Here is an 11845-nt window from a genome sequence, read left to right as displayed (position 1 = left end):
GAGGGGCGCATCGGCCTGGGCCAGCAGGTCATGCTGGGGCGGCGGCGGGGCCTCGTCCTCTTCCATCAACCCCGGTTCCTCGAAGGCCTTGAGCTCGTGCATCGGCGGCAGCTCGTCGAGGGTCTTGAGGCCGAAGTCGTCGAGGAAGCTGCGGGTGGTGGCATAGACCGCCGGGCGGCCCGGCACGTCGCGATGGCCCACCACGCGGATCCAGCCGCGTTCCAGCAGGGTGCGCATGATCGAGCCGCTCACCGTGACCCCGCGCACCTCCTCGATGTCGCCGCGGGTCACCGGCTGGCGGTAGGCGATCAGCGCCAGGGTCTCGAGCAACGCTCGGGAGTAGCGCTGGGGGCGCTCGTCCCACAGCCGCGAGACCCAGGGCGAGAGCCGCGGGCGGATGCGCAGCTGGTAGCCCGAGGCGGTCTCGAGCAGCTCCATGGCGCCGCGCTCGTGGCGCAGCCCGAGGCGCTCCAGCGCCTCGCGCAGGGCGCGCCTGGGCGGCCGCTCGTGATCGTCGAAGAGCCCGTCGAGGCGCTCCAGGGAGAGCGGCTCGCCGGCAGCCAGCAGCGCCGCCTCGAGGATCTCGTCCAGCGCCTCGGGATACTCCATGGCGGTCATGGCCGCCCTCCCTCGTCATCGTCCGCGAAGGCGCTCTCGCCCTCGGCTTCCAGGTCATCCAGGTCGCCGGCCTCGTCCGCCTCCTGCGTGGCGCGGGCGCGCACATGGATCGGCGAGAGCGGGGCATTCTGCACGATCTCGATCATCGCCTCCTTGGCGAGCTCGAGGATCGCCATGAAGGTGACGATCACCCCCGCCCGCCCCTCCTCCAGGCTGAACAGCGCCTCGAAGGGGGTGAAGTGGTCATGGCCGAGCCGCTCCATGATGGCCAGCATGCGCTCCCGGGTCGAGAGCACCTCGCGGCTGATGTGGTGCGACTGCACCAGTTCGGCGCGGCGCAGGATGCCGGCCAGGGCACCGAGCAGCTCGCCGAGCTCCACGTCCGGATGGATCACCCGCGACTCCAGCGGCGGCAGCAGCGCCCGCGCCGGGAACCAGTCGCGCCCCAGGCGCGGCAGCTCGGCCAGCGCCTCGGCGGCATGCTTGAGCCGCTCGTACTCCTGCAGGCGCCGGATCAGCTCGGCCCGCGGATCCTCTTCCTCGCCATCGCCGCCCTCCTTCGGGGGACGCGGCAGCAGGGTGCGCGACTTGATCTCGGCCAGCATTGCCGCCATCAGCAGGTACTCCCCGGCGAGTTCGATCTCCATGGCCTCCATCAGCTCCACATACTCGATGTACTGGCGGGTGATGGCGGCCACGTCGATGGCCAGGATGTCGAGGTTCTGGCGGCGGATCAGGTAGAGCAGCAGGTCCAGGGGCCCCTCGAAGGCCTCGAGGAACACCCGCAGCGCCTCCGGCGGAATATAGAGATCCTCGGGCAGCTCGGTGATCGGCTCGTTGAACAGCCGCCCGAGCACCGCGGCCTGCTGGGCCACGACGACGCTCTGCTCGGGGCTGGCGGTATCGGGGGTGGCGCTCACGCGGCGTGCCTCTCCGGGGACGCGGGGTCAACGGGCCAGTCTAGCAAGAGCGCGCCTCGGGAGACAGCATCGGCGCCCCTACTCCGCCGCCTCTGCGCGGCGATAGCGCCCGACATAGTCGAAGAGCTTCTCCCGCACCTGCCAGTGGCGCCCCACCTTGCGCCCCACCACGAAGTCGGGGTGGCGCAGGCGGCGCCGCTCGGCGACCACCTCCTCCGGCGTGGTGGGCCGCCACGGCACCCCCGGCGCACGCAGGTGATCACGCAGGAAGACCGCGGCGAAGGCGCCGCGCTGGGCCGGCGTCTCCAGGGCAAACCACTCGCAGAGGGTGGCGCCATCCTCGTCGTGATAGGTCACCTTGAGCCGCGCCATGCCGCGGCCGTTGACGGTGGCCTCGAGCTGCATGCCGGCCACCCGAAGCACCCGGGCATCCTTGAGGCGCAGCGCCTCCTTGAGCTTGTCGTCGGCGTCTACCAGCAGGGTCTGGCAGCCATGGCAGCGCCGGGCGGCAATATCGTTCTCGGCGCCGCAGTCGCCGCACACCTTGAAGCGAAAGCGAAAGTCGCACTGGCGCCTTTTACCGGCGCCCGACGCCGCGCCGCGATTTTCAGCGCCCGAGGCCGCGCCATTGGCATGCCGGTCGTCCTCCACCAGCCCCTGGCAGCGACGGCCGAAGTGCTCGATCACCAGCTCACCGTCGCGCTTGCCCCAGAAGAGGTTGGCGTGGCCGCAGGCGGGGCACTCGACCTGCACCGGCTCGCTGTCCGAGGCCGGCCTGGGCGCGCCCACCTCCGGCGCATAGAGGTCCCAGGGGTTGCCGGCGTAGTCGAGGATCAGGCAGTCGCGCTTGCCGGGCGAGAGGCGCAGCCCCCGGCCGACGATCTGCTGGTAGAGGCTGACCGACTCGGTGGGGCGCAGGATGGCGATCAGGTCCACGTGGGGCGCATCGAAGCCGGTGGTGAGCACCGCCACGTTGACCAGGTACTTGAGCTCGCGGGCCTTGAAGGCATTGATGAGCCGCTCGCGCTCGGCGGAGGGGGTCTCGCCGGTGACCAGTGCCGCCTCTCCCGCCGGCAGGTAGCCGAGGATCTCCTCGGCGTGGGCCACGCTTGCCGCGAACAGCATCACCCCCTGGCGGTCCCGGGCGCGCTCGATCACCTCGGCGATGATCCCCGGGGTGGCACGGTTGCCGGCCGCCACCCGGTTGAGCTCCTCCTCCCGGAACAGCCCGCTCACCCCCGGCCCTGAGGTGGAGAATAGCGCCGAGAAATCATACCTCTCCACCGCCGCATCGATGCGTCGCGGCTCGGCCAGGTAGCCCTGCTTCACCATCAGCCGCAGCGGCTGCTCGAAGACGCAGGCCTGGAAGAAGCTCTCCGCCTCGCCGCGCACCATGCCGTGATGATGGCGGTGGTAGATGAAGCCCTGGCCCAGCCGGTAGGGGGTGGCCGTCAGCCCCAGCACCTTGAGGCGCGGGTTGGCCGCGCGCAGCGCCTCGATCACCCGGCGGTAGCTGGCGTCCTCGGCCGGGGAGACCCGGTGGCACTCGTCGATCACCAGCAGGGTGAAGGGGCCGCGCGGATGGTCGGGTGCGGCGAAGCGCTCGAGGTTGCGCACCACCGACTGCACCGAGCCGAACACCACCTGGCGGCCGCTCTCCTTGCGCTTAAGGCCCGCGCTGAAGATGTCGGCCGAAAGCCCGTAAGCCAGATACTTGGCATGGTTCTGCTCCACCAGCTCACGCACATGGGCCAGCACCAGCACCCGTCCCCGGGCCAGGCGCGCCAGTTCGGCGATCACCAGCGACTTGCCGCTGCCGGTGGGCAGCACCACCACGGCGGGATCGTCCGAGCCGCGAAAGTGGCTCACTACCCGGCGCACCGCCTCCTGCTGGTAGGGACGCAGGGAGGGCGGCGCGACGGGCAGCGTGGGAGCGGGCATGCAGGGTCCGGAATGACGGGAGGAGCGGCCATCTTAGCCGGACACGGCGTCGCCGTCAGGGCCTCAGGGGAAACGCGGCGGCCGGCCGGCCAGCCGCGCCGCCAGGCCGTTGTGGGCCCGGGGACGGGCCAGGCGAACCTCGGCCACCCGATGGTCGATCTCCAGGGTGACCCGCTCATGAAACCGCTCGGTCGCTGCCATCTGCTTCTCCTTGAGTCCGGCTATCGGCAGTGTGACCGGCGGGGCAGCCATTTTCAAACGATCGTTTCTCTCCCGACGATTGCCTTTCGGGAGACGCCGGACCGCCCGCCGCCGCCGAACGGCCTCGACCGGACGGTCAACAAACCGACGACATTGCCGACAGCCCGCGTATGAGATCGACGCCTAGCGGTCTCAACTCACGGAAACTTGACCCGGGTCATGCCGAACGTCGCTTACCTGCAGGAGCATTCACGTCGCGCCCCCCAGCAGAGGAGACCGCCATGACGACAATTCCAACAAGCGCTACCCCCCGCCTGCTACCCGAGGAGCTTCTGGCCCTCGCCGGCGATCATGAGCACGCAGAACTCGAGCGCTATCGCGACCTCGCCTTCCGCTTTCTGGCCTTCAACAGCGCCACCAGCCGGCTGATGGCCACCCTGGGCATCGAGTGCGAGAGGCGCCTGTCGGGCCTCGCCCGGGCCGCACGCCGCCTCGGCCCGGACCTGAGCCTGAATCTGGGACTGGATAAGTCCCGCGCCAACGCAGCCCCGTGTCTTGCCGCGCCGGCGGCCACTGCACCGGACCTGATCGACAGCCTGGCCATGGCCCGGGACGCCCTGTCACAGGCCATCACCGACGCCGCCGCGTCCCAGCGGCTCTATGTCCGGCTCGGCGAGTTGGGTGCAGGCTGCTCCCTGGGCCACGACTTCGTCGCCATTGCCCACCACAAGCAGGCGGAACTGGCCATCCTGCGAGAGCATTGCCTCGAGAGGAGTCCCTGGCTACTGGCGCGTCGCCGCGCCTGACCGACAAGGCACCGCGGACCCTGAACGACGGGAGGCGGCCCGAAGGCCGCCTCCCGAATGGTCTGTCGTGGGCATCTCGCGCTTCAGTCCACCCAGACCCGGGCGTTGCGGAACAGGCGCAGCCAGGCGCCGTCCTTCGTCCACTCGGCCGGGCGCCAGGAGTTGGTCACCGCGCGCACCACCCGCTCGGGATGCGGCATCATGATGGTGGCGCGTCCATCCGGCGTGGTCAGGCCGGTGATGCCGGAGGGCGAGCCGTTGGGGTTGGCCGGATAGCGGGTGGTGACCTGGCCGTGGTTGTCCAGGAAGCGCAGCGCCACCTGGCCATTGCCCTGCATGCTGCGCAGGTGGGCGCTGTCGCGGAACTCGGCGCGGCCCTCGCCGTGGGCCACGGCGATGGGTAGGCGCGAGCCCTCCATGCCGGCCAGCAGGATCGACGGGCTCTTCTCCACCTGCACCATGGCGACCCGGGCCTCGAACTGCTCGGACTCGTTGCGCACGAAACGCGGCCAGGCCTCGGCGCCGGGGATCAGTTCCTTGAGCTGGGCCAGCATCTGGCAGCCGTTGCAGACCCCCAGCGAGAAGCTGTCGTCACGCTGGAAGAAGGCCGCGAACTGCTCCCGGGCGCGCTCGTTGAAGCGCACCGATTTCGCCCAGCCGCCGCCGGCGCCCAGCACGTCGCCGTAGGAGAAGCCGCCACAGGCCACCAGCCCCTTGAACTCATCCAGCGATACCCGGCCTTCCAGGATATCGCTCATATGCACGTCCACCGCCTCGAAGCCGGCGCGGTTAAAGGCCCAGGCCATCTCCACCTGCCCGTTGACGCCCTGCTCGCGCAGCACTGCCACCGACGGACGCGCGGTGTTGATGTAGGGAGCCTGAAGGTAGGGCGCACTGACATCCTCGTCCACGTCGAAACTCGGTGTGGCGGAGAGTCCCGGGTCGCGGTCGTCGAGCAGGCCGTCGAACTCGCTCTTGGCACACTCGGGGTTGTCGCGCAGCGCCTGCATCCGGTAGCTGGTCTCGCTCCAGGTGCGCTGGGCCAGCAGCCGGGTGGTCTCCAGCAGTGGCTCCTCGAAGAGGGTCACGCGCACCTGGTCGTCGTAGCGGGGGCGGGCGATGACGCCGCAGGTCTCGAGACCGGCGGCGGCGAACTGGGCCAGCACCGCCTCGGTATCCCGGCGGTTCACCTGGATCACCGCCCCCAGCTCCTCGGCGAACAGGGCATTCACCGCCTCGGCGGGCTCGTCGACCAGCCAGTCGAGCTTGATCTCCAGGCCCGCATGGGCGGCGAAGGCCATCTCCAGCAGGGTCACCAGCAGGCCGCCGTCGCTGCGATCATGGTAGGCCAGCAGCTTGCCCTCGGCATTGAGACCCTGGATCACCGCGAAGAAGGCCTTGAGGTCTTCCGGGTCCTCCAGGTCGGGGCAGACGTCACCCACCTGGCCATAGACCTGGGCCAGCGCCGAGCCACCCAGGCGGTTCTTGCCGCCACCCAGGTCGATCAGGATCAGATCGGACTCGTCCTGCTCCAGATTGATCTGGGGCGTCAGGGTGCGCAGGGCATCCGTGACCGGCGCGAAGCCCGTGATCACCAGGGAGAGCGGCGAGGTGACGCTCTTCTCCTCGAGGTCACCCTTCCCTTCACCCGAGCCGTTCTCCTCCTGCCAGGCGGTGCGCATGGACATGGAGTCCTTGCCCACCGGAATGGCGATGCCCAGCGCCGGGCAGAGCTCCATGCCCACGGCGTGGACGGCGTCATACAGTGCCTGGTTCTCGCCGGGGTGGTCGGCCGCGCTCATCCAGTTGGCGGAGAGCTTGATGTCGCCGAGCTTGGCGATGGGCGCCGCGGCCAGGTTGGTGATCGCCTCGGCCACCGCCAGGCGAGCACTGGCGGCGGGGTCGATCAGCGCCACCGGAGGGCGCTCGCCCATGGCCATGGCCTCGCCGGCATGGGTGTCGAAGCTCGCCGTGGTCACGGCGACATCGGCCACCGGCACCTGCCAGGGGCCGACCATCTGGTCGCGGGCCACCTGGCCGGTAATGGAGCGGTCGCCGATGGTGATCAAGAAGCTCTTTGAGGCCACGGCGGGCAGGCGCAGCACCCGGTCCATGGCCTCGCGCAGGTCGAGGTTGTCGAGCATGATCCCGGACAGCACATTGGGCGCACGCTGGAACTCGCGGGTCATCTTCGGCGGCTTGCCGAACAGCACGCTCATCGGCAGGTCGACGGGCTTGGTCTCGAAGTGGTCGTCACGCACGGTCAGGTGGTGCGCCTCGGTGGCCTCGCCGACCACCGCATAGGGGCAGCGCTCGCGCCGGCACAGGGCATCGAAGGTATCGAGGTCCTCGGCCGCCACCGCCAGCACGTAGCGCTCCTGGGCCTCGTTGCACCAGATCTCCAGCGGGCTCATGCCCGGCTCGGCGTTGGGCACCGCACGCAGATCGAACAGGCCGCCGCGCTCGCCGTCCTTGACCAGCTCCGGCAGAGCGTTGGAGAGCCCGCCGGCGCCCACGTCGTGGAAGAAGCGGATGGGGTTGTCCTCGCCCAGCGCCCAGCAGCGGTCGATCACCTCCTGGACGCGCCGCTCGATCTCGGGGTTGCCGCGCTGCACCGAGGCGAAGTCCAGGTCGGCGCTGGAGGTCCCGGAGGCCATGGAGGAGGCCGCGCCACCGCCCAGGCCGATCAGCATCGCCGGACCGCCCATCACGATCAGCTTGCCGCCCACCGGAATCTCGCCCTTCTGGACGTGGCCATCGCGGATATTGCCGTAGCCGCCAGCGAGCATGATCGGCTTGTGGTAGCCGCGGCGCTCGATGCCGTTGGCGCCCAGAGCGTCCTGCTCATAGCTGCGGAAGTAGCCGGCGAGGTTGGGTCGCCCGAACTCGTTGTTGAAGGCCGCGCCGCCGATGGGGCCCTCCAGCATGATCGCAAGGGCCGATACGATCCGCTCCGGCTTGCCGTAGTCGAAGGCCTCCCAGGGCTGAACGAACTCGGGAATACGCAGGTTGGAGACGCTGAAGCCGGTGAGGCCCGCCTTGGGCTTGCCGCCGATGCCGGTGGCGCCTTCGTCGCGGATCTCGCCGCCGGCGCCGGTGGCCGCGCCCGGGTGGGGGGCGATGGCCGTGGGGTGGTTGTGGGTCTCCACCTTCATCAGGATCTGGATCGGCTCCTCGACGCTCCCGTAGAGGGCGCGCTCGCCGTCCTTGCCGGTCAGCGGCGCGGCGAAGAAGCGCGGCGCCTCGCTGCCCCGGATCACCGCGGCGTTGTCGCTGTAGGCGGAGAGGATGTTCCCCGGAGAGGCCTGGTAGGTATTCTTGATCATCTTGAACAGCGAGTGGCTCCGGGCCTCGCCGTCGACCACCCAGTCGGCGTTGAAGATCTTGTGGCGGCAGTGCTCGGAGTTGGCCTGGGCGAACATCATCAGCTCGACGTCGGTGGGGTTGCGGCCCAGCTCCTGGAAGGCTCCCTCCAGATAGTCGATCTCGTCCTCGGCCAGCGCCAGGCCCAGCGCGACGTTGGCAGCGACCAGCGCCTCGCGGCCGCCCGCGAGAATATCGACGCTGCCAAGCGGCGCCGGCTCGTGGTGGGCGAAGAGCTGCGCGGCGTCAGAAGCATCGGCCAGCACCGTCTCGGTCATGCGGTCGTGGAGGGTGGCGCGGATGGCCTCGTAGGCCTTCTCGGAGAGCATGCCCCTGAGCTTGACCCGGTAGGCGATGCCGCGCTCCAGGCGGCGCACCTGGCCGAGGCCGCAGTTGCGCGCGATGTCGGTGGCCTTGGAGGACCAGGGCGACTGGGTGCCGATGCGCGGCACCACCAGGAACAGCCGGCCCTCGGCGCTCCCCTCCGCCTGGCCGCCCGGCACCTGAGCACCCTGAAGGTGGGTACCATAGTCGAGCAGCTGCTCCAGCACGACCAGGGCGTCAGCGGACAGCTCACCTTCGTGGTCGACGAAGTGCACGTACTCGGCCTGCAGCGACTCGACGTCGGCCGCCGCCTCGCGCAGGGCGGCCAGCAGCTTGGCATGACGGAAGGCGGAGAGGGCGGGTGCGCCGCGCAGTTCGAGCATATCCTGGAGCCTCTGGAAATCATCAAGGAGGGGAGCCGCAGCCAGCGGCACAGAGCAGACATGATACTGGAAAGCCAGAGGCGGTAGAAATCGGTGAAGAGAAAACGCACGGATGACAGCCGCGCTGCCGCTGGTTATGGTGAGAGGTCGCTCCGCCATCCGCCTCCCGCATGCCTCCGACCCCGATCGTTTCGCTCCTGCACCGCTGGCGCCGCCGCCCCGCCCTGCCCGCTCTGGGCCTGGCCGTGGCGCTTGCCCTCGGCCTGTGGCCCGGGCATCAGGGAGCCCCCGACGATCGGCACCTGAAGGAGATCCTGGCCAGGGAATTCCTCCAGATGCACACCCGCAACGCCCCCACCACCTACTACGAGGGACGCGAGGGCCCTACCGGCTTCGAGTACGAACTGGCACGCCGCTTCGCCGCCCACCTGGGGGTGAGCCTGGCGCTGCGCTCGGACCACCATATCGCCAGCGTGCTCGACGCCGTGCGTCGGGAGGGCGACCTGGGTGCCGCCGCCCTGCCGCTGGCCTCGGACCTGGAGGGCGTGATCTTCAGCCGGCCGATTCTCGAACTGCAGCCGGTGGTGGTCTATCGACGCGGCCTCGCGCCGGTGACCGGCCCGGACCGACTGGCGGGCCTTTCCCTGGGCACCCTGGCCGGCGCCGGCACCGAACGGGTGCTGCGCGAGCTCAAGGCGGACTATCCGGCGCTGACCTGGCAGGAATCGAAGGAGTTGGAGGTGGCCGAGTTGTTGCGCCTGATCGAGGATGAGCGCCTCGATGCCGCGGTGATCTTCGAGCACCAGTTCCGCCTGAACCGGATGTTCTTCCCCGGGGTGGAACGCGGCTTTCCCCTGGGCGAGCCACTGAGCATGGCATGGGCCTTCCCCGCCAAGGGCGGCCTGGCACTGACGGAGGCGGCCAACGGCTTCCTGCAGGCGCTGCGCGACAAGGGCGAGCTCGACGCCCTGATCACCCGCTACTTCGGCCACGACGACTACCTGGAGTACGTTGGCGCGCGCACCTTCATCCAGCATGTCCATCATCGCCTGCCGACCTACACCGAGCTGTTCCGCGAGGCCGCGCGCCAGTCCGGCTTCGACTGGAAACTGCTGGCGGCGGTGGGCTATCAGGAGTCCCACTGGGACCCCGAGGCCACCTCCCCCACCGGAGTGCGCGGGCTGATGATGCTGACCCTGCCCACCGCCGGCGACCTGGGAGTGAGCGACCGCCTGGACCCCGCCCAGAGCATCGACGGTGGCGCCCGATACCTGCGCGAGCTGAAGGATCGGCTGCCCGAATCGATCAATGGTGAGGATCGACTGTTCATGGCCATGGCCGCCTACAACGTGGGGCTCGGGCATCTCTACGATGCCCGCCGTATCACCGAAAGCCGCGGCGGCGATCCGGATCGCTGGGCGGATGTGCGCCTGTCGCTGCCGCTGCTGCAGGAGCGCGAGTGGCACAGCCAGACCCGCCACGGCTACGCTCGGGGCGGTGAACCGGTAATCTACGTGCGCAACATCCGCCGCTATCACGAGATACTGAGCTACGTGGATCGCAGCCAGCAGCAGTTCTATCTGCTCAACGCCCGCCTCCCGGACCCGGAAGAGGGCCATGACGTCATTCTATCCCCCGCACCTGACCAGTGAGCGTCCGGTAAGCGCCTGGGCGATCATGGCCAGGCTGGCGGACTCACTCGCCACGCCGGGCGGCGAAGAACTCCCGAAGCAGCCGTGAGGCGCGGGAGGCCAGAACGCCGCCGACCACCTCGACCCGGTGGTTGTACCAGGGCTGGGCGAAGAGGTTGGCCTTCGACTCCACCATGCCGGTGTGCGGCTCGGCGGCACCGTAGACCACCCGCGCCAGCCGCGCATGGATGATCGCCCCGGTGCACATCAGGCAAGGCTCCAGGGTCACGTGAAGGGTGCAGCCGTCCAGCCGATAGTTGCCGAGCCTCGCGCCGGCGGCGCGCAGGGCGCGAATCTCGGCGTGGGCGCTGGGATCGTGGCAGGAAACGGGCGCGTTGTAGCCGGCGCCGACGATCTCGCCGGCGGCATCCACCACCACCGCGCCCACCGGCACCTCCCCGGCGGCAAGCCCGAGCCGGGCCTGGTCCAGCGCCCGGTGCATGTAGAACTCATCGCTGCGCAACGCCCTCGACTCCATGTAGACTGGGATAAAACACCTGTATGAGTGGCCCGGAGTGGCCAGGACTGCCCTCGGAGATTGCGCCCATGTCCAACCCCCTCGATGCCCTGGTGGGCCTGCTGGCCCTGGAACCCCTGGAGGAGGCCCTGTTCCGCGGCACCAGCCAGGATCTGGGACTGCCCCAGCTGTTCGGCGGCCAGGTGCTGGGCCAGGCGCTGTCGGCGGCCAGCCAGACGGTGACGGCGGAGCGCCGGGCCCATTCGCTGCACGGCTACTTCCTGCGCCCCGGGGACCCACACCGCTCGGTAGTCTATCAGGTGGACGCCGTGCGCGACGGCGGCAGCTTCACCACCCGCCGGGTCACCGCCATCCAGAAGGGCCGGCCCATCTTCTTCTGCAGCGCCTCCTTCCACGGCGAGGAGTCTGGCCTCGAGCACCAGACGGCCATGCCAGGGGTGGAACCTCCCGAGCGCCTGGCCGAGCAGGGTGCGCGTCTGGTGCGCTTCGACAGCCACCCCATCGAGTTCCTGCTGGCCGGCGAGGAGAGCCAGGCGGGTCATCCCGTCCACAAGCGGGTCTGGTTCCGCCTGGCCGGCGAACTGCCCGACGACTCGGCCCTGCATCGCCACCTGCTGGCCTACAGCTCCGACTTCAACCTGTTGACCACAGCCCTGGTGCCCCACGGCCTCGACTACCGCGACCCCAGGCTGCAGATCGCCAGCCTCGACCACGCGCTGTGGTTTCACCACAATGCCCGGGTCAATGACTGGTTGCTCTACGACATGGACAGCCCCTGGGCCGGTGGCGCCCGCGGCTTCGCCCGCGGCAGCATCTACGACCGCCAGGGCCGCCTGGTGGCCTCCTCCGCCCAGGAGGGGCTTACCCGGCTGCGCGAGCCCGCCGGGGACTAGGCGCAGCGCCGCGGCAGCGCTACCATCAGTGCCAGTGCCGCAATAGCTCAGTTGGCAGAGCAGCGCATTCGTAATGCGCAGGTCAGCGGTTCGACTCCGCTTTGCGGCACCATAAACATCAACCATCAGCATAAACAAAGACGGCCACTCGACGAATCGTCACGGTGGCCGTTTTTTCGTTTCTCGACAGCTAACCTTGCGCCCCGGCTGAGTTATCAGTCGGGATA

9 protein-coding genes and 1 tRNA gene are annotated in these 11845 nt (G+C 69.5%); 4 read left to right on the top strand and 6 right to left on the bottom strand.

Going from position 1 to position 11845, the window contains the following annotated elements:
* From scpB to IBX53_RS12000, 4 genes are all read right to left on the bottom strand, one after another.
* The coding region (gene scpB, locus IBX53_RS12015) for an SMC-Scp complex subunit ScpB (RefSeq protein WP_290909519.1) at window positions 1–618 on the bottom strand (618 nt) is incomplete at its 3' end.
* On the bottom strand, window positions 615–1493 hold the full coding sequence (locus tag IBX53_RS12010) for a ScpA family protein (protein WP_290909520.1): 879 nt from the start codon (window positions 1491–1493) through the stop codon (window positions 615–617). The genes scpB and IBX53_RS12010, both read right to left, overlap by 4 nt.
* Before the next feature lie 123 nt (window positions 1494–1616).
* On the bottom strand, window positions 1617–3479 hold the full coding sequence (locus IBX53_RS12005; RefSeq protein ID WP_290909517.1) for a DEAD/DEAH box helicase: 1863 nt from the start codon (window positions 3477–3479) through the stop codon (window positions 1617–1619).
* Window positions 3480–3542: 63 nt separating this feature from the next.
* Complete coding sequence (locus tag IBX53_RS12000; protein WP_290909515.1) at window positions 3543–3680, bottom strand: hypothetical protein; 138 nt, start codon at window positions 3678–3680, stop codon at window positions 3543–3545.
* Window positions 3681–3961: 281 nt separating this feature from the next.
* Here IBX53_RS12000 and IBX53_RS11995 point away from each other — a divergent pair, with 281 nt between their 5' ends.
* Window positions 3962–4486: a hypothetical protein gene (locus IBX53_RS11995; RefSeq protein WP_290909513.1), complete on the top strand. Its 525-nt coding sequence runs from the start codon at window positions 3962–3964 to the stop codon at window positions 4484–4486.
* 83 nt (window positions 4487–4569) lie between these two features.
* Here the strand turns inward: IBX53_RS11995 and purL are convergent, their stop codons facing one another.
* Window positions 4570–8556 (bottom strand): phosphoribosylformylglycinamidine synthase, encoded by a 3987-nt coding sequence (gene purL / locus IBX53_RS11990; RefSeq protein ID WP_290909511.1) that lies wholly within the window; start codon window positions 8554–8556, stop codon window positions 4570–4572.
* Window positions 8557–8726: 170 nt separating this feature from the next.
* Between purL and mltF the strand changes: the two genes are divergently transcribed.
* Entirely contained in the window at window positions 8727–10208 is a 1482-nt protein-coding gene (gene mltF, locus IBX53_RS11985) for a membrane-bound lytic murein transglycosylase MltF (protein ID WP_290909509.1), read from the top strand.
* Between the two features lie 43 nt (window positions 10209–10251).
* On the opposite strand, the gene tadA is transcribed toward mltF, so the two are convergent.
* Window positions 10252–10710 (bottom strand): tRNA adenosine(34) deaminase TadA, encoded by a 459-nt coding sequence (gene tadA / locus IBX53_RS11980; protein WP_290909507.1) that lies wholly within the window; start codon window positions 10708–10710, stop codon window positions 10252–10254.
* 83 nt (window positions 10711–10793) lie between these two features.
* On the opposite strand from tadA, the gene IBX53_RS11975 reads away from it, so the two are divergent.
* Together IBX53_RS11975 and IBX53_RS11970 are read left to right on the top strand one after the other, a co-directional pair.
* The gene (locus IBX53_RS11975) at window positions 10794–11618 is read left to right on the top strand and encodes an acyl-CoA thioesterase II (protein ID WP_290909506.1); all 825 of its coding nucleotides are present in this window, start codon (window positions 10794–10796) and stop codon (window positions 11616–11618) included.
* A 36-nt stretch (window positions 11619–11654) separates the two neighbouring features.
* Window positions 11655–11730, top strand: a tRNA-Thr gene (locus tag IBX53_RS11970).
* Window positions 11731–11845 lie beyond the last annotated feature (115 nt).

Origin of the sequence: Halomonas sp. (genome assembly GCF_014859505.1) — a bacterium.
Classification (GTDB): Bacteria; Pseudomonadota; Gammaproteobacteria; order Pseudomonadales; family Halomonadaceae; genus Halomonas.
The sequence above is the reverse complement of the archived record's forward strand: the minus strand, read 5'-3'. Positions and strand labels throughout refer to the sequence as shown.